Origin of the sequence: Pseudomonas sp. N-137 (genome assembly GCF_034555295.1) — a bacterium.
GTDB lineage: Bacteria > Pseudomonadota > Gammaproteobacteria > Pseudomonadales > Pseudomonadaceae > Aquipseudomonas > Aquipseudomonas rhizophila.
Window position 1 is genome coordinate 730,014 of sequence record NZ_JAXUDQ010000030.1, and the last position, 23,589, is coordinate 753,602.

At 59.7% G+C, this 23,589-nt stretch carries 15 protein-coding genes; 9 read left to right on the forward strand and 6 right to left on the reverse strand.

What is annotated here, in order from left to right:
* Positions 1-45: 45 nt before the first annotated feature.
* From T3A99_RS24490 to T3A99_RS24500, 3 genes are read left to right on the forward strand one after another with little or no spacing between them, the layout of a single operon-like run.
* Positions 46-987 carry a rhodanese-related sulfurtransferase gene (locus T3A99_RS24490; protein ID WP_092397619.1) on the forward strand — a complete coding sequence of 314 codons (942 nt, stop codon included), beginning with the start codon at positions 46-48 and terminating at the stop codon, positions 985-987.
* Positions 988-1,023: 36 nt separating this feature from the next.
* On the forward strand, positions 1,024-1,626 hold the full coding sequence (locus T3A99_RS24495; RefSeq protein ID WP_171061403.1) for a DsbA family protein: 603 nt from the start codon (positions 1,024-1,026) through the stop codon (positions 1,624-1,626).
* Entirely contained in the window at positions 1,619-3,436 is a 1,818-nt protein-coding gene (locus tag T3A99_RS24500; protein WP_047226298.1) for an ABC transporter ATP-binding protein, read from the forward strand. Before T3A99_RS24495 ends, T3A99_RS24500 begins: the two co-directional genes overlap by 8 nt.
* Positions 3,437-3,446: 10 nt before the next feature.
* On the opposite strand, the gene T3A99_RS24505 is transcribed toward T3A99_RS24500, so the two are convergent.
* Positions 3,447-8,111 (reverse strand): deaminase domain-containing protein, encoded by a 4,665-nt coding sequence (locus T3A99_RS24505; protein ID WP_322834881.1) that lies wholly within the window; start codon positions 8,109-8,111, stop codon positions 3,447-3,449.
* A 301-nt stretch (positions 8,112-8,412) separates the two neighbouring features.
* Here T3A99_RS24505 and T3A99_RS24510 point away from each other — a divergent pair, with 301 nt between their 5' ends.
* Positions 8,413-10,872, forward strand: coding sequence for an EAL domain-containing protein (locus tag T3A99_RS24510; protein WP_047226416.1), 2,460 nt, complete (start codon positions 8,413-8,415; stop codon positions 10,870-10,872).
* Between the two features lie 79 nt (positions 10,873-10,951).
* Positions 10,952-11,722: a TenA family transcriptional regulator gene (locus T3A99_RS24515; protein WP_370695177.1), complete on the forward strand. Its 771-nt coding sequence runs from the start codon at positions 10,952-10,954 to the stop codon at positions 11,720-11,722.
* Positions 11,723-11,869: 147 nt separating this feature from the next.
* Here the strand turns inward: T3A99_RS24515 and T3A99_RS24520 are convergent, their stop codons facing one another.
* The 5 genes from T3A99_RS24520 to T3A99_RS24540 form a co-directional block, all read right to left on the reverse strand.
* Complete coding sequence (locus T3A99_RS24520; RefSeq protein ID WP_047226301.1) at positions 11,870-12,796, reverse strand: GGDEF domain-containing protein; 927 nt, start codon at positions 12,794-12,796, stop codon at positions 11,870-11,872.
* A 362-nt stretch (positions 12,797-13,158) separates the two neighbouring features.
* Positions 13,159-13,899, reverse strand: coding sequence for a YciK family oxidoreductase (locus T3A99_RS24525; protein ID WP_322834882.1), 741 nt, complete (start codon positions 13,897-13,899; stop codon positions 13,159-13,161).
* 210 nt (positions 13,900-14,109) lie between these two features.
* Positions 14,110-14,781, reverse strand: coding sequence for an N-acetylmuramic acid 6-phosphate phosphatase MupP (mupP, locus tag T3A99_RS24530; RefSeq protein ID WP_047226303.1), 672 nt, complete (start codon positions 14,779-14,781; stop codon positions 14,110-14,112).
* A 4-nt stretch (positions 14,782-14,785) separates the two neighbouring features.
* Positions 14,786-15,484 carry a bifunctional 2-polyprenyl-6-hydroxyphenol methylase/3-demethylubiquinol 3-O-methyltransferase UbiG gene (gene ubiG, locus T3A99_RS24535; protein WP_047226304.1) on the reverse strand — a complete coding sequence of 233 codons (699 nt, stop codon included), beginning with the start codon at positions 15,482-15,484 and terminating at the stop codon, positions 14,786-14,788.
* A gap of 61 nt (positions 15,485-15,545) precedes the next feature.
* A complete protein-coding gene (locus tag T3A99_RS24540; protein ID WP_322834883.1) occupies positions 15,546-16,877 on the reverse strand; it encodes a TRZ/ATZ family hydrolase in 1,332 nt (443 codons plus the stop codon).
* A 106-nt stretch (positions 16,878-16,983) separates the two neighbouring features.
* Between T3A99_RS24540 and mtnA the strand changes: the two genes are divergently transcribed.
* The 4 genes from mtnA to pheA all read left to right on the forward strand — a co-directional run bounded on the left by mtnA (position 16,984) and on the right by pheA (position 23,584).
* A complete protein-coding gene (gene mtnA / locus T3A99_RS24545; RefSeq protein ID WP_076385788.1) occupies positions 16,984-18,060 on the forward strand; it encodes an S-methyl-5-thioribose-1-phosphate isomerase in 1,077 nt (358 codons plus the stop codon).
* Between the two features lie 447 nt (positions 18,061-18,507).
* The gene (gyrA, locus tag T3A99_RS24550) at positions 18,508-21,171 is read left to right on the forward strand and encodes a DNA gyrase subunit A (protein ID WP_047226307.1); all 2,664 of its coding nucleotides are present in this window, start codon (positions 18,508-18,510) and stop codon (positions 21,169-21,171) included.
* A gap of 233 nt (positions 21,172-21,404) precedes the next feature.
* Complete coding sequence (gene serC, locus T3A99_RS24555) at positions 21,405-22,490, forward strand: 3-phosphoserine/phosphohydroxythreonine transaminase (RefSeq protein ID WP_076385786.1); 1,086 nt, start codon at positions 21,405-21,407, stop codon at positions 22,488-22,490.
* The gene (pheA, locus tag T3A99_RS24560) at positions 22,490-23,584 is read left to right on the forward strand and encodes a prephenate dehydratase (RefSeq protein ID WP_003199233.1); all 1,095 of its coding nucleotides are present in this window, start codon (positions 22,490-22,492) and stop codon (positions 23,582-23,584) included. The genes serC and pheA overlap by 1 nt, the downstream gene beginning before the upstream one ends.
* Positions 23,585-23,589: the final 5 nt, after the last annotated feature.

Below are 23,589 nucleotides of genomic sequence, written 5' to 3' on the forward strand. Positions count from 1 at the left end.
CATCCGGTTCACCCTTTGCGAGGGTAGCCACCTGGAGAAATACCCATGACACCATCCATTGTCGTGGCGGCACTGTATAAGTTCGTCACCCTTGAAGATTACGTCGAGCTGCGTGAGCCATTGCTCAAGGCCATGCTCGACAACGGCATCAAAGGCACGCTGCTGATCGCCGAAGAAGGCATCAACGGCACCGTTTCCGGCACTCGCGAAGGCATCGACGGATTGCTGGCCTGGCTCAAGAACGACCCGCGCATGATCGACATCGACCACAAGGAGTCGTACTGCGATGAGCAGCCGTTCTATCGCACCAAGGTCAAGCTCAAGAAGGAAATCGTCACCCTCGGCGTCGAAGGCGTGGATCCCAACAAACAGGTTGGCACTTATGTCGAACCGCAGGACTGGAACGCACTGATCAGCGATCCGGAAGTCTTGCTGATCGACACGCGCAACGACTACGAAGTGTCCATCGGCACCTTTGAAGGCGCGATCGACCCCAAGACCACCAGCTTTCGCGAGTTCCCCGAGTACATCAAAGCCAACTTCGACCCGGCCAGGCACAAGAAAGTCGCGATGTTCTGCACCGGTGGCATTCGCTGCGAAAAAGCTTCCAGCTACATGCTCGGCCAGGGTTTCGACGAGGTCTATCACCTCAAGGGCGGCATCCTGAAGTACCTCGAAGAGGTGCCTCAGGAAGAAACCAAATGGCGCGGCGACTGCTTCGTGTTCGATAACCGCGTGACCGTCCGCCATGACCTTAGCGAAGGCGACTACGATCAATGCCATGCCTGTCGTACACCGGTGAGCGTAGAAGACCGCGCTTCGGAGCACTACGTGCCAGGCATCAGTTGCCCGCATTGCTGGGACAAGCTGAGCGAGAAGACCCGGCGCAGCGCCATCGACCGGCAAAAGCAGATCGAACTGGCCAAGGCCCGCAACATGCCGCATCCGATCGGCTACAACTATAAGCAATCACCTTCCGAGGCTTGAACCATGGCGCCACGCCTGCTCTATGTGATGGACCCGATGTGTTCCTGGTGCTGGGGTTTTGCGCCGGTTGCCGAGGCACTGGTCGAGCAGGCGCAGGCCGCCGGGGTAGAACTGCACCTGGTGGTGGGCGGTTTGCGCACCGGCAGCGGTTCGGCCCTGGAGCCGACCACCCGACGCTACATCCTCGAGCATTGGCAGGCCGTCACCCAGGCCACCGGCCAGACGTTCAAGCTTGAAGGGGCGCTGCCGGACGGTTTTGTCTATGACACCGAACCGGCCTGCCGGGCACTGGTGACGGCCCGTGGCCTGGCGCCGGACCTGGCCTGGAAGCTGTTGAAGCTGATCCAGCAGGCGTTTTATGTCGAGGGTCGTGATGTGACCCACGCCAGCGTCCTGGTGGAACTGGCCGAACAGGCTGGACTGCCACGCATCGAGTTCGCCGCAGCCTTTGACCGCGCCGAGCAACATGCGGCCACTGCTGCGGATTTCACCTGGGTGCAGGATCTTGGCATCGCGGGTTTTCCTACGCTGCTGGCCGAGCGTGACGGTCAATTGGCCTTGCTTACCAACGGCTACCAGCCCCTGAGCCAGTTGTCTCCGCTGTTGGGCCGCTGGCTGGAGCGCGCGGCCTGTGCCTGACCGGGCGGATGACGCATCCCCTGGGCAGCGCGTCGACCGCTTGAGCTGGGCAGAAATCCGCCGTCTGGCCCTTAAACACAAGAAAGCCCTGTGGATCGCCAACGGCGTGGCCGTGCTGGCGACGCTGTGCAGCGTACCGATCCCGCTGCTACTGCCGCTTTTAGTGGACGAAGTGCTGCTGGGCCAGGGCGACGCGGCATTGAAGGTCATGAACCATGCGTTGCCCAGCGGCTGGCAAAGCGCGGCCGGTTATATTGGCCTGATGCTGGTGGTGACCCTGGTCCTGCGATGCGGCGCTTTGCTGTTCAACGTGCTGCAGGCGCGATTGTTCGCCAGGCTGGCCAAGGACATCGTCTATCGCATTCGCGTCCGATTGATCGAACGGCTCAAACGTATTTCCCTGGGCGAGTACGAAAGCCTGGGCAGCGGTACCGTGACCACACACCTGGTCACCGACCTGGACACCCTGGACAAATTCGTCGGCGAAACCCTCAGTCGTTTCCTGGTGGCGATGCTGACACTGGTGGGCACTGCCGGCATTCTGGTGTGGATGCACTGGCAACTGGCGCTGCTGATCCTGTTGTTCAACCCGTTAGTGATCTACGCCACGGTCCAGTTGGGCAAACGGGTCAAGCACCTCAAGAAGCTGGAGAATGACAGCACCTCGCGCTTCACCCAGGCCCTGACCGAAACCCTGGATGCCATCCAGGAGGTGCGTGCCGGTAACCGCCAGGGTTATTTCCTGGGTCGATTGGGGACACGGGCCAGGGAGGTCCGTGATTACGCAGTGAGTTCACAGTGGAAAACCGATGCCTCGAACCGCGCCAGCGGTTTGCTGTTTCAGTTTGGTATCGATATTTTCCGCGCAGCGGCGATGCTCACCGTACTGTTCTCCGACCTCTCCATCGGCCAGATGCTGGCGGTGTTCAGCTACCTGTGGTTCATGATCGGACCGGTGGAGCAACTGCTCAATCTGCAGTACGCGTTTTATGCCGCCGGGGGCGCATTGTCGCGGATCAACGAGTTGTTGGCCCGTGCCGACGAACCGCAATACACCGGCAGTGTTAACCCGTTCCAGGGGCGTGCCACCGTGGGTATCGAAGTTCAGGGGCTGAGTTTCGGCTACGGCGACGAACTGGTGCTGAACCAGATGAACCTGTCGATTGCCCCCGGTGAGAAAGTCGCGATTGTCGGGGCCAGCGGGGGTGGCAAAAGTACCTTGGTCCAGTTGCTGTTGGGGCTGTACACGCCGCTGGCCGGGACTATCCGTTTCGGTGGTTCGACTCAGCAGGAAATCGGCCTGGAAACCGTGCGCGACAATGTTGCCGTGGTCCTGCAGCATCCCGCGCTGTTCAACGACACGGTACGGGCCAACCTGACCATGGGCCGCGAGCGCACGGATGAGGCCTGCTGGCAGGCACTGGAAATCGCCCAACTGCACCAGACGATCATAAGTTTGCCCAACGGTCTGGACAGCATCGTCGGCCGTTCCGGCGTGCGTCTGTCCGGCGGCCAGCGCCAGCGCCTGGCCATTGCCCGGATGGTGCTGGCCGAGCCCAAGGTGGTGATCCTCGACGAGGCGACGTCGGCGCTGGACGCCGCCACCGAGTACAACCTGCATCAGGCGCTGGCGCGGTTCTTGAGCAACCGGACCACCTTGATCATCGCGCACCGGTTGTCGGCCGTGAAGCAGGCCGACCGCGTGCTGGTGTTCGACGGCGGACAAATCGCCGAGGATGGCGACCATCAGCAACTGATTGCTGACGGTGGTTTATACGCCAAGCTCTACGGGCATCTGCAGCAGCATTGATCGCCAGGGATCAATCGGATTCGGTTGAAGAGCTCATTTCAGTTGCCGGACGCTTACGGCGCTGTCCCCAGATGACGTTCAACGCAGCGGCTCCGCGCTCATGACCGAACTCCTTCATGACAATCGCGCAGGATTCGCAAGGAGGCAGGGTGGTGGCAAGCGTGATCGACTTGATGTCTTCAGGGTTTGGATACTTTTCGCTGATGTAGGCAATCAGTTTGCTTTCGCTGTCCGCAGAGGTCACTCGACTGAGCCTGTCCGAGGTGCCCGGAGCATCCATCAGATGGGGGATAGCGAGCAATTTTCCATCGGCGCTCAGAGTGAGGGAGGCAGGGTCAATCGCGTTCCTGATGCCATCAACATTGAAGTAAGTGGCCTCTTTGACGTTGACTTGCGTATAGCCACTGTGGGATTTGAACAGCGGCAGGTGCCGGGTGTAGTCCTCGATTCCGGAAACACTGACATATATTTCGTTGTTTCCGGATGCCGTGATGACGTGGGCAAAAGCTATGTTCTTTTGATTTTTAGTCGGAAGGGTTTTTTGCAGTTCTCGCATGGCGTCATTGATGGTCACCGCTCGGGTGGTGGATTGAGACGGGCCGGCAATGGCCGGCGATGTAAAAAGCGCGTTGAAGATGCTTGCGGTTGATTTTTGTATGGCTTCGGGCGCTTGCGTGGTGGGTTGCCACACGGCTGCTCCGTTAGGCAAATCAGAGACAATCATTCTGGTGCGACGATCGAATAACACCGCCTCGGCGGGGTAGGTACTGACTTTCAACCACTTCATATTGGAGGGTGGATGGCTCGGTGCGCCAATGGGTATCGAAATTTCATCGATCTTGTCCAGTGCCCGTTCGACCTGGTCTCTGCCGTAGATTCGCGCGGCGTTGTTGGCGTTCAACGAACCGATATAAACCCGTTGCAGCTCTTCTCCCAAAGAGCCGGGCGTCAGGTCGCTTGGGCCAAGCCTTTTCAGGCTCAGAGCAGACTCGACACTCTCAGTGGAGAGCAATCTGGTCATGTAATAATCATCCGTGTTCAAGCGGGTGAATATGTACGTGAACTGCTCATCGATCGAGGGAATGATGAGCGCGCCGGTTTGATGGATATCGTCAATTTTTTCTGCCGAACCGGTTACTTTGATGCCACCGTACAGACCGGTTTGAAATTCCAGGGTCGCCGTAATGGTTTCTCTGGGGATGGGGACTCTGCTGGAGAGACCGATCCATTGCGGTTTGCCTTTGTAGGTGTTGAGCTTGCCGTCCTTGAGTTCATAGATTTTCCCTTCGAAGGCGAGCAGGGCGCGATCGTTGGGATGCTTGGGCGTGGAGGGATAGAACGTTGCGTCACCAAACCAGGGCGCCCAGCTTAACTCAGTGCTGAATTCTCCGGCGGGTGGGCGCTCGGCAGGTTTGTCTTGCACTACATACCTGGTTTTGCACACCTCATCCGGCGCACGACGAACACGGCACGCCAGTTTCCTGAAGGGTGGACTGTCATCCGGGTGGCTGATGCGACGCAGGGTTCCGGCCTTCAAACGATAGGGCACGCCATCCACATAGAAGAGGCGGCTGCCATCGGCTTCAAGCACTTCTAGTACCCGGGCATTTTCCGGTAACTCAACGAGGGTCTCGGTGTCGGTTTGCGCCCGTGTGTTGAAGTGGGAGCGGCCCGGTGACACGTCAGCACCCAGCCCAGGGCCGTAAGGCCTGGACGATAAAGGGTCAATCAAACGGTAATCGGCGCTGCCTGTGGCTGTGGTGTTGCGCACAGGAACATCGTCAACTCCGCGCACAGTGCTCAACTGGTCATTCATTGTCAGTGGACGCCAGCGGCCCGGGTCCGTGGCTTGGGCCATGCCTTGGACGAAATCGTATTGGCCGGCGCGCCCGGACAACGTCTTGAGACTCAGATAGCCCTTTTTACTGAACCTGTACACGCTCTGGCTGCCTGCCCGTAGCAAGGACGCAATGCCGTCGAGCGGGTTCAGGGTGGCGTTGAGCAAACTACCTGTCAGCGTTGCAAAGGCGGGCAGTGCTTTGCCAATGCTCAACTTGCCCGCGGCGCTGACCAACTTCAGCGAGCCTGACGCAAACTTGCCCATGGGTCGGGCGAATGCAACAAAATCTGTGAACAGGCCAAAGGCTCCACTCACCAGGCGATCACGGTCCCCCGAAGCCAAGTCTTCGATACTGCCCCAGAAGGGCACAAACATTTTGAGGATTTCCAGGTTTTTTTCACGCCTGGCCTTTTGACGGTCGAATTCGGTTTCGCCATAACAACTGTCGTAGAGCTGTTTTTCGTCAACGAAAAGCAGCTTCTCGCAAATGTACCGGGCCAGGTCCAGGGTGACTTTCGACTCCAATGTCCGCGGTAGAGTGTGGTTGGCGTCGCTATTGTTCGATTCGCCGAACGTGCCGCCAAGTGGGTCCAGGATGGCTTGGCATTCTTTGTGAGCGCCGGGGAGGGTGCCTTTTACGTGGGCATCCCAATCGAACGGAAGGGTTTTATGGCGAAGAACATCCACACTCACTGCCGAGCCGCGGCTGATTCTCCACTTTTCGATTTTGCGCTCTGCGCCAATATGGTGTGGCTGAATATCCGGTCGTGGGCGGATCACCCCAGCCCGCGGGAGCAGTTCGTAGTACGAGGTTTTGCGCTGGCTCGTCGTTTCCAGAATGAAGCCATTACGCGCGCGCAGGGGCAGCGTCTTATCTTCGGATTCATTGTTTGCTTCAATGCCCGTGGTTTCTTTTCTGAGGGTGTAGACCTTTGTCACGCCGTACTCCAGGGCTTGGCGATCAGCCAGGGGTAGGGATGCGAGCAGGTGGGTGATCAACGTGCGATAGGAACTTCTGATGAAGCTGAGGTAGATGTCGAAATGGGTTTTGAACGTTTGCTCGATATCGGGGAGCTTCCTGTCCTGCTGGGCAATAGCGCTAAAGCCGGGCCCGGCAAAGTTAGTCTGTAGGGTCGTATCGTGGTCGATCTTGAACCAGACATCGGTGATGACTTTTCCATCGGGCCGGGTGACGAACCATTTATGCTCAGTGAGTTGGCCGGCTGCATACACATCCACGAATGTGTAGGTTTGGGGGGCGAGTCTTGCGAGGGGGCCGCTGAGCCGAGTCACGGGGGCGGCGTAAGTGCTGGCCTCCTTCACCAGCTTCCTGCCATCCGTCACGAACCGGCCGTCTGCGAAGAGCTTCGCCATTTTAAGCCTGGCGATGTTCAGCCTCTCGGGGGGGCGGCTATCCAGCCAGTTGACCGCCCGGGTCATGCTATCGATGGTGAAGTCGAGCTTTTCTGCAGCAGTCTGTATGTCCTGCAGGGTGTAGTGCCCGTCGGCCTTATGGGCAACCAGGCCGTTTGTCACGGCCCATTCCAGCATGGGTTTCAATCTGGTCAGGGTGACCAGTTTCAGGTCATCAGCCGTGGCTTCACTGGCGTATTGGCCAGGGAAGTCGACCAGTTGCTGGAAACTCAGTCTTTGCAGCAACGTCGGGTCGATCGCGTCAGCAAGACCCACACCATGAGCAAAATTTACCCAGACGGTGGAGCTTCGGTAAGGCAGTTGCGACGGTATATCGTGAATCTGGAAGTGCGGCGGGAACAAGGATTGATAAAGACGCGCGAGCAGAATGGATTCGTTCACTGACGCGGCGCGTTTTGAAGACAGCAGATGCGCCTCGAACTCGGCCCGAATCTGCCCATAGCTTTTCCCCCAGTTGGACGAACGTTGCCACGGGTAACCGGCGATACTGTCCGGGCTCTCGTTTTGCTCGTTTTCAAGCCAAAGACGAATGGCGTGGGCGAGCAGCTTGGTGCATATCCCTGCAGCCGTGTCCTCACCGGGTCTGCCGCCAAACCAGCCCAGCACTTGCAATAACCTGGTTGCCAGTTTCCGGGCGTTCGTCGATTGCAGAATAGCCTCCAGATACGCCGAAGGCTTCGCCCGGATTTGCGTCGTCGTCAATGTGTCGATATCCGAAGCGCCCAGGTAGGCCAGCAATGGGGTGTGCGGCGTAGGCAGGAATTGACGCACTGTGTCAGTGATCAGGTTCTCAGTGTGGGGGCTCAGGGCGTCGATGTTTATTCCATGTCCAAGCCCCAGCGTGTGGTGAGCGCGTTTCTCTTCCAGCGCATTCATCGTGGCGTTGCGTTGCTCGGTGTTTTGCCGATTGCATGGGGTAATACCGTAAAACCAGGTCATTCGTGCAAATGTTACTTGGCCGTCGAAACGAATTTGCCCGCCTAATAGTCGAGCAGTTTTTTCAATCTTTGCACGCAGCCCGTTCCAAGAGGGGGCGTTGTTCAGTGGAATCTGAATGGTGGTTTCTCTGTTCCTTGACAGTGTCTCGTAGAGGGCTTTGCCGTCTTTTAAAGTGACTATCAAGTGGTAATGAGGGGCGCTCAGCGTTTTGCACAGCGCCTGATAGTTTTTATCCTGGATGAGCGTGTGCAGTGCTCGTTGTCCGGTTTCATTTTCCAACGCCATGGGTGAACAAAGCCTGGGCTTGACCAGGCTGTCGGCCAACGTCTGCAGCGGTATCTGATGGTTTCGAACGAGCGATAGCATGGCCTCGTAATCGCCCAGCAAACCCTGATGTTTCTCGGCATAAGAGGGTGTCGGGCTCAGACTCGTTGAAAGGCCGGAGGCGGCGGTAGATTGCATATGGAGGTTTCCTGGTGATTAACGAACGTTTCTCTACGCGCCTCGATAAAGTGCAAGGTCTAGAGAAGTTCCGTATCAAAACAGTCCAGGCAAACCCGGGGTGGTAGATATGTATGGGGTGCAGGAAAGTTGTAACGGCGTTTGGCAATTACCAGGGCTTTATCACCGCTGTTGTCTCAGGCATCCAGGGGCATGGGGTGTCAAATAGTGTCCGGCCTCTTGCGGGGAGCTGCTACGCCTCCTAGTCTTGCGGGAATGAGCGGTCTGAATGCTGATCGCCTACGCCTATGCAAGGGATCTCATGACTCAAGCGCGGACTCTCGGAACCCCCCGGTTGTTGGGCATCGTCTGGCCTTTTATCGCCGTCGTCCTGTTTCAGGCATTGTTGGGGGGTGTCAGTCTTTACGTGTTGTCTGCGGTGCGCGGCTACGTGGCGGGAGAAAGCCTTTGGTCCAAGGGTCAGAAAGACGCCATTTACTACCTCAATCTTTATGCCGACAGTCGCGACGAAACAATCTTTCAAAAGTACCAGCGGGCCATCGCCGTACCTGAGGGCGGGCATGAGCTGCGGGTGGCCTTGGACCGTCAGCCGCCGGATCTGGAGGCTGCACGGGCGGGAATCCTCAAGGGCGGCAACCACCCGGACGACGTGTCCAGTCTGATCTGGCTCTACCTGAATTTTCGACACTTCAGTTACCTGGAAGAGGCTATCGATCTCTGGACGGTGGGCGACGGCTACCTGATTGAACTGGATGACGTCGCCCGCCAGATGCACAGCCGGATTACCGCAGGTCAGGCTTCTGAGGCAGATATTCGCGGCTGGAAGGCGAAAATCTTTGCCATCAACGATTCCGTCACCCCGGCAGCCAAAGCTTTCAGCGATGCGCTGGGGGAGGGGTCGCGCTTCATCCTGCGCCTGTTGCTGGTGACCAACTTCGCCACCGCACTGGGGTTGATCGTGCTGGCGCTGTTGCGCACGCATAAACTGCTGGCCCAGCGGCAGGTCTTCGCCAATGCCCTGCAACTGGAAAAGGAGCGGGCGCAGATCACCTTGCAGTCCATTGGCGATGGCGTGATCACCACCGATGTGGAAGGGGCAATTGCCTACATGAATCCCGCCGCCGAAGCGATGACTCACTGGAAGGCCGAGCACGCCACGGGACTGCCTCTGGCCGCCCTGTTCAATTTGCTCGATGACAACGCCCAGAGTGAAGGCCTGACCCTGATCGAACATATTCTCAGCGGCCGGCTCGGTGGCGGCAGCGAGCATTCCAAACTGATCCAGCGCCTGGATGGCAGCACTGTGTCCGTCACGCTCGTAGGCGCGCCGATCCGCCATGCCGGCAAGGTCAGCGGAGCGGTGCTGGTGTTGCACGACATGACCCAGGAACGCCAATACATCGCCAACCTGTCGTGGCAAGCCACCCATGATGCGCTGACCGGCCTGGCCAATCGCCGGGAATTTGAATATCGCCTTGAGCAAGCCCTGCACAATCTGACGCGCCAGGTGGGGCGCCATGCATTGATGTTCCTCGACCTGGACCAATTCAAGCTGGTCAATGACACCTGTGGTCATGCGGCGGGTGACGAACTGTTGCGGCATATATGCGCACTGTTGCAATCGGGGCTGCGGGAAAACGACACCCTGGCCCGACTGGGGGGCGATGAGTTCGGTATCTTGCTGGAGAACTGCTCGCCGGAGGCCGCGGAAAAGATCGCCGAAGGGCTGCGCCAGACCGTACAGAACCTGCATTTTGTCTGGAAGGGCCGGCCATTCGTGACCACCGTGAGCATCGGTCTGGTGCATATCGCTCAAAGCCCGACGACGCTGGAGGCGTCCCTGCGTGCCGCCGATATGGCCTGTTACATGGCCAAGGAAAAGGGCCGCAACCGCGTCCAGGTCTATCACGCCGACGACTCGGAGCTGTCCCTGCGCTTTGGCGAGATGGCTTGGGTCCAGCGCTTGCACATGGCCCTGGAGGAGAATCGCTTCTGTCTTTATGCCCAGGAAATCGCCGCGCTGGGTCCGGGCGACCATGGCGGCGGGCATATCGAGATCCTGTTGCGCCTGCATGATGAAGCCGGAAGGATGATTCTGCCGGACAGTTTCATTCCCGCAGCAGAACGCTATGGCTTGATGACTTCCCTGGATCGCTGGGTGGTGGAAAACGTCTTCAAGATCATCCGCCAGTGCCTGAACGATTCGCGACAGGGACCGATGGCCATGTGTGCGATTAATCTGTCAGGCACAACTATCGGAGATCAGGCATTCCTTGATTTCCTGCGTAAACAGTTCGCGGCCTACTCGATTCCACCAGAAATGATTTGTTTTGAAATAACCGAGACCAGTGCTATTTCGAATTTGGGCAGCGCCATCCGCTTTATCAATGAACTCAAGAGCTTGGGTTGTTACTTTTCGCTCGATGACTTTTGTGCCGGAATGTCTTCATTCGCTTACCTGAAACATTTACCTGTAGACTTCCTGAAGATCGACGGGAGTTTCGTAAAGGATATGCTGGACGACCCGATTAACCGTGCAATGGTCGAGGTGATCAATCACATCGGCCACGTCATGGGTAAGCGCACGATTGCCGAGTTTGTTGAAACTACCCAGATCGAGCAGGCGTTGCTGGAGATTGGGGTGGACTACGCTCAAGGGTATGTGATTGAACGCCCGCAGTTGTTTACCTGTGATACGTTGCAATGCAGGCCGGCCCGGCCGCAGCCGCTGTTATTCAAGGCCCCCGGCACGTTCCGCTGAACCTCTTGTTGATCCGGAAAAAATCACAATCAAAAGGAGCCCGACAGTGATCGACACATTCAACCGAACAGGCCCGCTCATGGACGCCACAAGCTATCCGAAATGGGCACAACAGCTCATTACCGATTGCAGCGAGAGCAAGCGCCGGGTTGTCGAACACGAGCTGTATCAACGCATGCGCGATAACAAGCTCAGTGCCAAGACCATGCGCCACTACCTTATTGGTGGTTGGCCGGTCGTTGAACAGTTCGCCTTATACATGGCACAGAACCTCACCAAGACACGCTTTGCCCGCCATCCCGGCGAGGACATGGCGCGTCGCTGGCTGATGCGCAACATTCGTGTCGAACTCAACCATGCCGATTACTGGGTCAACTGGAGCGCCGCCCATGGCGTGACCCTGGAAGATCTGCAAGCGCAGCAAGTGCCACCCGAACTCCATGCGCTGAGCCACTGGTGCTGGCATACGAGTTCTTCTGACTCGCTGATCGTGGCCATCGCCGCGACCAACTATGCCATCGAGGGGGCAACCGGGGAGTGGTCGGCACTGGTGTGTTCCAGTGGTATCTACGCGGCGGCTTTCGCCGAGGAAGACCGCAAGCGAGCCATGAAGTGGCTGAAGATGCACGCCCAGTACGATGATGCCCATCCCTGGGAAGCCCTGGAAATCATCTGCACCCTGGCGGGCATGAACCCCAGCAAGGCCTTGCAGATCGAACTGCGCCAGGCTGTCTGCAAGAGCTACGACTACATGTACCTCTTCCTGGAGCGCTGCATGCAACTGGAGCAATCGGAATCGGTGGGGAAAACCTCATCGACCCGTGAGCGCCTGGCGTTGGCCGGGAGCTGATACCCGATAGCCAACCCAGGTGGGAGCGAGCGTGCTCGCGAAGGGGTCAGGACAGTCAACGGGGAGGTTGATTGCCTGATCGCCATCGCGAGCAGGCTCGCTCCCACATTTTTCGACGGTGTTCACAGAATCTGTCATTGCTGGTTTTCAACCCGCCATCGCCAGCCGGTTGCGGCCCTCGCGCTTGGCCACGTACAACGCGTTGTCGGCCCTGCGCAGCAGGCTTTCGACTGACTCACCCGGCAGCAACGTCGCGCAACCCAGGCTCACCGTCAGTTCGATCCGCGTACCTGCGGCAAAATAATCCTGCGCCTGGGCGGCATGACGCAGTCGTTCTCCGACCAAGGCCGCGGCGTCCCGGCTGGTGTTCGAGAGCAGAATCAGGAATTCTTCGCCGCCGAACCTGAACACCATGTCCACATTGCGCAGCTGATTCTTGATGGCCTCGGCTACGCCCTTCAACACCTCATCGCCGATACCGTGCCCATGACTGTCGTTGACGCGCTTGAAATGATCGATGTCCAGCATCAACAGTGACAGCGGTTGCAAATGACGCTTGGCCATATCAATTTCACGGATCAGCGTCTGGTCCATGGCGATGCGGTTGCCGGTGCCGGTCAGTGGGTCACGCAGGGCGCTTTGGGTCGCGGCGCGGTAGAGCAGAGCATTGCGCAACGGAAACAGCAGCGTCGACAACACAGACTCAAGGTCGGCTTGTTCGGTCTCGGTGAAGCGTTGATTGCGGCGAAACACCAGCTCGCCCAAGTACTCGCTTTCATGGCTGAGGTTGTAGGTGAGGGTGTGATGCCCGCGTTGCCCCAGCTCCAGGCGCAGATCGCTGGGGCTGTGGCGGTAGATCAGCGCGTCCAGCGGCACCAGCCGCTGAACCTCACGAAAAAACAGCCCCAGGATCCGTTGCGGCTCCAGGCTGGTCTGCAATTGCTGGCTCAGCTGCTGACGCAACTGCGAAAGATTGACAGAGCGTGCCACCAGCGGTGACGGCTGGCCAAAGCCCAGGCGCTGCAGTTTGGCGCTGTCGAAATCAATCGCGTTGATCTGGGTTGGCGTTTTCATATGGCGTGAGCCCCTAAGCAAATCTGTCCTGACAGGTTGGGTGAGGCGGCTTTGGGCGGCGCGTCGTACTGGTCCTTCAGTCCCGTAGGACATCTGATTTGAGTTTAGTCCGCTTTACCTGGCAGGCATAAGTCTCATCTCAACATCCATTACCCGCCGAACATGGCGTGTTTGAGGATCTTTAGAGCGAAAGTCGTGCCATTCGGTTCAGTAGAATAAAAACCGATTGTAAATCAATGTATTGACTACAAACGGCGAGCGCGTCGTCGGCATGGGGCGACATGGACTTGGCGGTTCGCCTGGCTACGTATCGGGCGCAGGGACGTCGCGACGGTAAACCGACGCGACGCGAAGGTGAACAATTATTGGGCGTTGAACGCCTGACCGTTGACGCCTGTGCTATCCGGCCCCATGAGGTACAGGTAGACCGGCATGATTTCTTCAGGCGTAGGGTTGTTGAGCGGGTTTTCCCCCGGATAGGCCTGGGCGCGCATGCTGGTGCGGGTGGCGCCGGGGTTGATGCTGTTGGCGCGCATGGGTGCGACGGTCTCGACTTCGTCGGCCAGGGTTTGCATCAGCCCCTCGGTGGCAAACTTGGAGACACCATAAGCCCCCCAGTAAGCCCGTCCCTTACGCCCGACGCTGCTGGAGGTGAACACCACGGACGCGTCCTTGGACAGCTTGAGCAGCGGCAGCAAGGTGCTGGTGAGCATGAACATGGCGTTGACGTTCACCTGCATCACCCGCATGAAGTTCTCGCCGGACAACTGCTCCAGCGGCGTACGCGGGCCGATGATCGAGGCGTTGTGCAGCAGGCCGTCCAGATGGCCGAATTCGGTTTCAATCATCGCCGCCAGTTCATCGTACTGATGGGGCAGGGCGGTTTCGAGGTTGAACGGGATTACCACCGGCTGTGGATGCCCGGTCGCTTCGATTTCATCGTAGACCTGGGTCAGGTTGGCTTCGGTCTTGCCCAGCAGCAATACCGTAGCGCCGTGGGCGGCATAGGCCTTGGCGGCTGCGGCGCCGATGCCGCGACCAGCGCCGGTGACCAGGATGACCCGGCCATTGAGCAGGTCGGGGCGGGCGGAATACTCAAACATAAAAAAACCTCACGAAACAGAACAAATGCGTGGTGATGCGCACGTGTGGCGAAGGGATTGATCTGTGGCGAGGGGATTTATCCCCGCTGGGCTGCGAAGCAGCCCCAAGTTTTTGCAGCTTGGCCTGATGCTGTAGGAGAGGCGCTTCGCGCCTCAGCGGGGATAAATCCCCTCGCCACAAAAGCATCGACAACAGTGAGTACGGTCAGCTCAGCAACTGCACAGCGCGTTATCCAGCACTTCACGCAGCGCCGAGGGGTGATCGATCACCACATCCGCGCCCCAATGGTTCGGGTTGTCGTCCGGGTGAATGTAGCCGTAGGTCACCGCGCAGGTCCTGGTGCCGGCGCTGCGGCCAGACTCGATGTCCCGCAGGTCGTCGCCCACGAACAATACGCTGGCCGGATCCAGGTCGAGCATCTTGCACGCCAGAGTCAGCGGTTCGGGGTCCGGCTTGCTGTTCTTTACATGGTCGGGGCAGATCAGCACTTTCGAGCGTTCGGCCAGGCCTAGCTGCTGCATGATCGGCTCGGCAAAGCGCACCGGTTTGTTGGTGACCACCCCCCAGATCAGGTTGGCGGCCTCAATGTCGGCCAGCACCTGGGCCATGCCGTCAAACAGGTGGCTGTGCACCGCGCAGCCCTTGAGGTAGCGGTCGAGGAATTCCTGGCGCAGTTCCTCGAAACCCGGCGACTCCGGGTCCATGGAGAAGGTCACCGCGACCATCGCCCGGGCGCCGCCGGAAATTTCGTCGCGAATATGCTGCGTGTTCATCGGTGGCAGGCCACGGTCGGCACGCATGGCCTGGCAGATGGCGATGAAGTCCGGCGCGGTGTCGAGCAGCGTGCCGTCCATGTCGAAGAGAACCGCTTTGAGACGCATCGACTTACTCCTCGCGCAAGGTCTGGATCATGTAGTTGACATCAACGTCGGCGGCCAGCTTGTAGTGCTTGGTCAGCGGGTTGTACGTCAGGCCGATGATGTCCTTGACGGTCAGCCCGGCCATGCGGCTCCAGGCCCCCAGCTCCGAAGGCCGGATGAATTTCTTGAAGTCGTGAGTGCCACGTGGCAACAGCTTCATGATGTATTCGGCGCCGATGATGGCGAACAGGTAGGCCTTCGGATTGCGGTTGATGGTGGAGAAGAACACCTGGCCACCGGGCTTGACCATGCGAAAGCACGCGCGGATGACTGATGATGGATCCGGTACGTGTTCAAGCATTTCCAGGCAAGTGACCACATCGAACTGCTCGGGCATTTCCTCGGCCAGGGCTTCGGCGGTGGTCTGCCGGTATTCCACGCTGACGCCGGATTCCAGTTGATGCAGTTGCGCAACCGCCAGCGGTGCTTCGCCCATGTCGATGCCCATCACCGTCGCTCCGCGCTGGGCCATGGCTTCGCTGAGGATGCCGCCGCCGCAGCCGACATCGAGCACCTTCTTGCCAGCCAGGCTGACTCGCTCGTCAATCCAGTTGACCCGCAGCGGGTTGATATCGTGCAGCGGTTTGAATTCGCTTTCACGGTCCCACCAGCGATGGGCCAGGGCTTCGAATTTGGCGATTTCAGCGTGGTCGACGTTGCTCATGTGCAGATCCTCGAAAAACTTGAAAAATCGTAGGGCCCGAGCCGTGGCTCAAGGGGCCTGGTTATTCGTTGTGGCCGCTGATGCGACGACCCCATGCCTGTGCCGTGGCACTGAGCTGCGATTCGTCCAGGCGGGTCAGGCGGCCGTCCTCAAGCAAGGGCTTGCCGGCCACCCACAGATGTTTCACGCAGTCGCGACCGGTGGCGTAGATCAGTTGCGACACCGGGTCATAGACCGGCTGCTGGGCCAGTCCCGACAAGTCAAAGGCCACCAGGTCGGCGGCCTTGCCGACTTCCAGCGAGCCGACCGTCGCTTCGATGCCCAGCGCCCGGGCGCCATTGAGCGTGGCCATGCGCAACGCCCGGTGGGCGTCCAGGGCCGTGGCCGAACTGGCGACGGCCTTGGCCAGCAATGCGGCGGTACGCGTCTCGCCCAACAGGTCCAGATCGTTGTTGCTCGCCGCCCCGTCAGTGCCGACCGCGACATTGACCCCGGCCTGCCACAAGCGCTCCACCGGGCAGAACCCGCTGGCCAGCTTCATGTTCGATTCCGGGCAGTGGATCACGCTACAGTTGCTTTCTACCAGCAACGCCTGATCTTCATCGCTGACCTGAGTCATGTGCACCGCCTGAAAGCGTGGCCCCAGCAGGCCCAGTCGCCCAAGCCGGGCCATGGGTCGCTCACCGGTGTTATCCACAGCCTGCTGTACTTCGAAGGCGGTTTCGTGAACATGCATATGAATGGCCGCGTCCAGTTCTTCGGCGATCACCCGGATTTTTTCCAGGTTCTCGTCGCCGACGGTGTAGGGCGCATGGGGGCCGAATGCCACTTTGATCCGTGGATGATGCTTGAGGTCGCCAAACAATTCGATGCCCTGACGAATGGCATCGTCGGCGCTGGCGGCACCGGGGATCGGAAAATCGAGGATCGGAATGGCGATTTGTGCGCGGATACCGCTGTTGTGCACACGCTCGCTGGCAACCTTGGGGTAGAAATACATGTCCGAGAAACACGTGATGCCGCCCTTGAGCTGCTCGGCGATCGCCAGGTCAGTGCCGTCGCGAACAAAATCTTCGTCGACCCATTTGCCCTCGGCCGGCCAGATGTGTTGTTCAAGCCAGGTCATCAAGGGCAGGTCGTCGGCCAGCCCGCGGAACAGGGTCATCGCCGCATGGCCGTGGGCGTTGATCAATCCGGGGCTCAGGAGCATGCCCGGCAGTTCGCGGACCTGGGCTGAGTCACACTTCAGGGCTTCTGCCCTTGGACCGATGAACACAATGCAGCCGTCGCGGATGCCCAGGCCATGATCCTTGAGCACGACACCGGCGGGTTCGACAGGCACCAACCAGGTCGGCAGCAGTAATAAGTCGAGCGCAACGGCAGGCTTGGGCATCGTGGAACGGTTCCATGGCGTATAAAGGATGGCGAAGTATACCCGAGCGTCTTCGCGGAGGGATCGCTATAATCGGCGGCTTTTGTTCATGAGTGCGGGGTGTGGGATGCGCGATCGACTGTTGGCTGCGGAGAAGGTGAAGGCCATCGATTGGCGTGATGGCGCCCTCTATCTGTTGGATCAGCGTATTTTGCCGTTCGAGGAAACCTGGATCGCCTATACCTCGGCGGCCGGCGTGGCCGAGGCCATTCGCTCGATGGTGGTGCGGGGCGCGCCGGCCATCGGCATCAGTGCGGCCTATGGCGTGGTGTTGGCAGCGCGGGCGCGGGTGGCCGAGGGCGGGGACTGGCAGACGGCGCTGGAAGCTGATTTTGCCCTGCTGGCCGACTCGCGGCCGACGGCGGTGAACCTGTTTTGGGCGCTTGACCGGATGCGCGACCGGCTGGGGCGCTTGAAAGAGCATGCCGAACCGCTGGCGGCCCTTGAGGCCGAAGCCATCGCAATCCATGAAAGCGACCGCGAAGCCAACCTGACCATGGCTCAGTTGGGTGTCGACCTGATCCGCAAGCATCAGGGCAACGCCCAGGCCATCCTGACCCATTGCAATACCGGCGCCCTGGCCACCGGCGGTTTTGGCACGGCCCTGGGCGTGATCCGGGGCGCGTTCATCGAAGGCATGGTCGAGCGCGTCTACGCCGACGAAACCCGTCCGTGGCTGCAAGGCTCGCGCCTCACCGCGTGGGAGTTGGCCAATGAAGGCATCCCGGTGACCCTCAATGCCGATTCCGCCGCCGCCCACATCATGAAGACCAAGGGCGTGACCTGGGTCATCGTCGGCGCCGACCGCATCACGGCCAATGGCGACGTGGCGAACAAGATCGGCACCTATCAACTGGCGGTCTGCGCCATGCACCATGGCGTGCGCTTCATGGTGGTGGCGCCGAGTTCGACCATCGACATGAACCTGGCCAGCGGCGAAGACATTCCGATTGAAGAGCGCGACGGGCGCGAACTGCTCGAGGTTGGCGGCAAGCGGGTCGGGGCGGAGGTGGATGCCTTCAACCCGGTGTTCGACGTTACCCCGGCGGACCTGATCGACGCCATTGTCACCGAGAAAGGTATCGTCGAGCGCCCTGATACGGCGAAGATGGCGCAGTTGATGTGTCGCAAGCGGTTGCACTGAAGGCTTTGAGTGTCGGATCGGCCCCTATCGCGAGCGGGCTCGCTCCCACATTGGATCGGTGTTGTGGCCGGAATCTTCGGCATACACAGATCCCCCGTGGGAGCGAGCCCGCTCGCGATGAGGCCTTGAAAGTCAGCAAATGAGCCTGAATTGAACCTCAAATCTGCTTTCGGCAAGCCTCTAAGCCCCTCTCGTCCCATATCAGCCTGTCACCGGTCAACTAACTATGCTCCATGCGCATCAGGGGGATAGGTGCGTGGCGGCTCTTGTGATAACATCCGGCGGTTTCCAGGGCTGCCTCACGAGGTGGCCTTTACTGCGCAGATCCATGGCATAACTCGTTGATTTGTCGTAAGTCGCTGCATGGCACTTGTTCTGCAGCGGCGAGCTTCGTTCGTCCCATCTGGATGTGACGAGGTTTCACCAGAAAAAGGAATCAGGCTTCTCATGGGCGAACTGGCCAAAGAAATCCTCCCGGTCAATATCGAAGACGAGCTGAAACAGTCCTACCTCGACTACGCAATGAGCGTAATCGTCGGGCGGGCGCTGCCGGATGCGCGCGATGGCTTGAAGCCCGTGCACCGGCGCGTGCTGTTCGCGATGAGCGAGCTGGGCAACGACTTCAACAAGCCGTACAAGAAATCAGCCCGTGTCGTCGGTGACGTGATCGGTAAGTATCACCCCCACGGTGACACCGCCGTGTACGACACCATCGTCCGGATGGCCCAGCCATTCTCCCTGCGCTACTTGCTGGTAGACGGCCAGGGCAACTTTGGTTCCGTGGACGGCGACAACGCCGCGGCCATGCGATATACCGAAGTGCGCATGACCAAGCTGGCCCACGAACTGCTGGCCGACCTGCATAAGGAAACCGTGGACTGGGTGCCGAACTACGACGGCACCGAAATGATCCCGGCGGTCATGCCGACCCGTATCCCGAACCTGCTGGTCAACGGCTCCAGCGGTATCGCCGTGGGCATGGCGACCAACATCCCGCCGCACAACCTCGGTGAAGTCATCGACGGTTGCCTGGCCCTCATCGACAATCCCGAGCTGACGGTCGATGAGTTGATGCAGTACATCCCTGGTCCTGACTTCCCGACCGCTGCGATCATCAACGGTCGCGCCGGTATCATCGAAGCCTACCGCACCGGTCGCGGCCGCATTTACATGCGCGCCCGCTCGACCATCGAAGACATCGACAAGGTCGGTGGTCGCCAGCAGATCGTCATCACCGAACTCCCGTACCAGCTGAACAAGGCCCGTCTGATCGAGAAGATCGCCGAGCTGGTGAAAGAGAAGAAGCTTGAAGGCATCACCGAGCTGCGGGACGAGTCCGACAAGGACGGCATGCGCGTCGTGATCGAACTGCGTCGCGGCGAAGTGCCCGAGGTGATCCTCAACAACCTCTATGCCCAGACCCAGCTGCAAGCGGTGTTCGGCATCAACATCGTGGCGCTGATCGACGGCCGTCCGAGGATCCTGAACCTCAAGGATCTGCTGGAAGCCTTCGTGCGTCACCGTCGCGAAGTGGTCACCCGCCGCACCGTGTTCGAGCTGCGCAAGGCCCGCGAGCGTGGTCATATCCTCGAAGGCCAGGCCGTTGCCCTGTCGAACATCGACCCGGTCATCGCTCTGATCAAGGCCTCGCCAACCCCGTCGGAAGCCAAGGAAGCGCTGATCAGTACGCCTTGGGAATCCACCGCGGTAGTGGCGATGGTCGAGCGTGCCGGCGCCGACTCGTGCCGTCCGGAAAACCTCGACCCGCAATACGGCCTGCGCGACGGCAAGTACTTCCTGTCCCCGGAACAGGCGCAAGCCATCCTGGAACTGCGTCTGCACCGCCTGACCGGCCTGGAACACGAGAAGCTGCTGGCTGAATACCAGGAAATCCTCAACCAGATCGGCGAGCTGATCCGCATCCTCAACAGCGCCACGCGCCTGATGGAAGTGATCCGCGAAGAATTGGAAGTGATCCGCGCCGAATACGGCGACGTGCGCCGCACCGAGATTCTCGATGCGCGCCTGGACCTGACCCTGGGTGACATGATCCCGGAAGAAGAGCGCGTGGTGACCATTTCCCACGGCGGCTACGCCAAGACCCAGCCGTTGGCCGCCTACCAGGCCCAGCGTCGCGGCGGCAAAGGCAAGTCGGCCACAGGCGTCAAGGACGAGGACTACATCGCTCACCTGCTGGTTGCCAACAGCCACACCACGCTGTTGCTGTTCTCCAGCAAGGGCAAGGTGTACTGGCTCAAGACCTACGAAATCCCCGAAGCGTCCCGTGCCGCCCGTGGTCGTCCGCTGGTCAACCTGCTGCCGCTCGATAGCGATGAGTACATCACTACCATGCTGCCGGTGGAGGAATACACCGAAGGTCACTACATCTTCATGGCCACCGCCAAGGGCACCGTGAAGAAGACTCCGCTGGAATCCTTCAGTCGTCAGCGCAGTGTCGGCCTGATCGCCCTGGAGTTGGACGAGGGCGACGTGCTGATTTCCGCTGCCATCACCGACGGTGAGCGTGAGGTCATGCTGTTCTCCGACGGCGGCAAGGTTACCCGTTTCAAGGAATCCGACGTTCGCGCCATGGGCCGTACCGCCCGCGGTGTGCGCGGCATGCGCCTGCCGGAAGGTCAGAAGCTGATTTCCATGCTGATCCCCGAAGAAGGCAGCCAGATCCTCACCGCTTCGGCGCGTGGTTATGGCAAGCGCACGGCCATCAGCGAATTCCCTGAGTACAAGCGTGGCGGCCAGGGCGTGATCGCCATGGTCAGCAACGACCGTAACGGTCGTCTGGTCGGCGCTGTCCAGGTGCTCGATGGCGAGGAGATCATGTTGATCTCCGACCAGGGCACCTTGGTGCGCACGCGGGTGGCCGAAGTGTCGAGCCTGGGTCGTAACACCCAGGGTGTGACGCTGATCAAGCTGGCCAGCGACGAAACGCTGGTCGGGCTTGAGCGCGTGCAGGAGCCATCGGAAGTCGAAGGCGAGGAGCTGGAAGGCGAGGAGGGCGTGGCGTTCGACGGCACTCTTGCTACCGACGTTGACGACATGACCGGCGACCAACCGCTCGACGCTGCTGCAGACGAAGAAGAACCGCAGGACTAAGCGGACATGCAGGGGGCGGATGAAGATTCGCCCCCTTGTTGTTTGTCCCGTTTGAAAATTTGCGACACTGCACATGACGCGCAACTGTGGGAGCGAGCCTGCTCGCGATGACGGACTGACATTCAACATGGATGCTGACTGTTACATCGCTATCGCGAGCAGGCTCGCTCCCACATTTGGGTCATGTGTTGATTGAAGATTGATGTGACCACCAGATCAGAGCGAGATTGGATGTGAGCAAGAGAGCCTATAACTTCTGTGCCGGCCCGGCGGCGCTTCCTGAAGCGGTCCTGAAGCGTGCCCAAGGTGAACTTCTCGACTGGCATGGCAAGGGCCTGTCCGTCATGGAAATGAGCCATCGCAGCGATGAGTTCGTGTCCATTGCCACCAAGGCCGAGCAGGACTTGCGTGATCTGCTGAACATCCCCTCCAACTACAAGGTGCTGTTCCTGCAGGGCGGCGCCAGCCAGCAGTTTGCGCAGATCCCGCTGAACCTGCTGCCCGAAAGCGGTAAGGCCGACTACATCGACACCGGGATCTGGTCGCAGAAAGCCATCGAAGAAGCCTCGCGCTACGGCCACGTCAATGTCGCGGCCACGGCCAAGCCCTACGACTATTTCGCCATTCCCGGCCAGAACGAGTGGAACCTGTCCAAGGATGCGGCCTACGTTCATTACGCGCCGAACGAAACCATCGGCGGCCTGGAATTCAACTGGATTCCGGAAACCGGCGACGTGCCATTGGTGGCTGACATGTCTTCGGACATCCTGTCGCGCCCTGTGGATATCTCCCGTTTCGGCATGATCTACGCCGGCGCCCAGAAGAACATCGGTCCCAGCGGCATCCTGGTCAGCATCATTCGCGAAGACCTGCTGGGACGCGCCCGTTCCTTGTGCCCGACCATGCTCAACTACAAGGTCGCCGCCGACAATGGCTCGATGTACAACACCCCGCCGACCCTGGCCTGGTACCTGTCCGGCCTGGTATTCGAGTGGCTGAAAGAACAGGGCGGTGTCGAGGCCATCGGCAAGCTCAACGAAGTGAAGCAGCGCACGCTCTATGACTTCATTGACGCCAGCGGCCTCTACAGCAACCCGATCAACAAGACCGATCGTTCGTGGATGAACGTACCGTTCCGCCTGGCCGACGATCGTCTCGATAAGCCGTTCCTGGCCGGTGCTGACGAGCGCGGGCTGCTGAACCTCAAGGGTCACCGTTCGGTCGGCGGCATGCGCGCTTCCATCTACAACGCCGTCGATATCAACGCGGTCAATGCGTTGATTTCCTACATGGCAGAGTTCGAGAAGGAACATGGTTGATGTCTGAGCAAGAACTCAAGGCGCTGCGCCTGCGCATCGATGCCCTGGACGAAAAGGTCCTGGAGCTGATCAGCGAGCGCGCGCGCTGCGCCCAGGAAGTGGCGCGGGTGAAAATGGCCTCCCTGGCCGAAGGCGAAGTGCCGGTGTTCTATCGCCCGGAGCGTGAAGCGCAGGTACTCAAGCGTGTCATGGAGCGCAACAAGGGGCCTCTGGGCAACGAAGAAATGGCGCGGTTGTTCCGCGAGATCATGTCTTCGTGCCTGGCCCTCGAGCAGCCTCTGAAAGTCGCTTACCTGGGTCCTGAAGGCACCTTCACCCAGGCGGCCGCCATGAAGCATTTCGGCCACGCCGTGATCAGCAAGCCGATGGCGGCCATCGACGAAGTCTTCCGTGAAGTGGCGGCGGGCGCGGTGAACTTCGGCGTGGTGCCGGTGGAAAACTCCACCGAAGGCGCGGTCAACCACACGCTGGACAGTTTCCTTGAGCACGACATGGTGATCTGCGGCGAAGTCGAGCTGCGCATCCACCATCACCTGCTGGTGGGGGAGAACACCAAGACCGACAGTATCAGCCGGATCTACTCCCACGCCCAGTCACTGGCCCAGTGCCGCAAGTGGCTGGACGCCCACTACCCGAATGTCGAGCGCGTGGCGGTCTCCAGCAACGCCGAGGCGGCCAAGCGGGTCAAGGGTGAATGGAACTCGGCGGCGATTGCCGGCGACATGGCGGCCGGCCTCTACGGCCTGACCCGCCTGGCGGAAAAAATCGAGGATCGCCCGGACAACTCCACGCGATTCCTGATGATTGGCAGCCAGGAAGTGCCGCCGACCGGCGACGACAAGACGTCGATCATCGTCTCCATGAGCAACAAGCCCGGCGCGCTCCATGAGCTGCTGGTGCCGTTCCATGACAATGGCATCGATCTGACACGGATCGAGACCCGTCCGTCGCGCAGCGGTAAATGGACCTACGTGTTTTTCATCGATTTTGTCGGCCACCACCGCGATCCACTGGTAAAAGGTGTGCTGGAAAAAATCAGTCAGGAAGCAGTGGCACTCAAGGTGCTGGGTTCCTACCCCAAAGCAGTTCTTTAAGGGCG

Coding starts and splice junctions, on each gene's coding strand:
- ubiG (WP_047226304.1), bottom strand. CDS start 15,484: ATGAGCAACGTCGACCACGCTGAAATCGCCAAATTCGAAGCCCTGGCC.
- T3A99_RS24515 (WP_370695177.1), top strand. CDS start 10,952: ATGGACGCCACAAGCTATCCGAAATGGGCACAACAGCTCATTACCGAT.
- T3A99_RS24505 (WP_322834881.1), bottom strand. CDS start 8,111: ATGCAATCTACCGCCGCCTCCGGCCTTTCAACGAGTCTGAGCCCGACA.
- T3A99_RS24495 (WP_171061403.1), top strand. CDS start 1,024: ATGTGTTCCTGGTGCTGGGGTTTTGCGCCGGTTGCCGAGGCACTGGTC.
- T3A99_RS24490 (WP_092397619.1), top strand. CDS start 46: ATGACACCATCCATTGTCGTGGCGGCACTGTATAAGTTCGTCACCCTT.
- T3A99_RS24510 (WP_047226416.1), top strand. CDS start 8,413: ATGACTCAAGCGCGGACTCTCGGAACCCCCCGGTTGTTGGGCATCGTC.
- pheA (WP_003199233.1), top strand. CDS start 22,490: ATGTCTGAGCAAGAACTCAAGGCGCTGCGCCTGCGCATCGATGCCCTG.
- mupP (WP_047226303.1), bottom strand. CDS start 14,781: ATGCGTCTCAAAGCGGTTCTCTTCGACATGGACGGCACGCTGCTCGAC.
- mtnA (WP_076385788.1), top strand. CDS start 16,984: ATGCGCGATCGACTGTTGGCTGCGGAGAAGGTGAAGGCCATCGATTGG.
- gyrA (WP_047226307.1), top strand. CDS start 18,508: ATGGGCGAACTGGCCAAAGAAATCCTCCCGGTCAATATCGAAGACGAG.
- T3A99_RS24540 (WP_322834883.1), bottom strand. CDS start 16,877: ATGCCCAAGCCTGCCGTTGCGCTCGACTTATTACTGCTGCCGACCTGG.
- T3A99_RS24525 (WP_322834882.1), bottom strand. CDS start 13,899: ATGTTTGAGTATTCCGCCCGCCCCGACCTGCTCAATGGCCGGGTCATC.
- T3A99_RS24520 (WP_047226301.1), bottom strand. CDS start 12,796: ATGAAAACGCCAACCCAGATCAACGCGATTGATTTCGACAGCGCCAAA.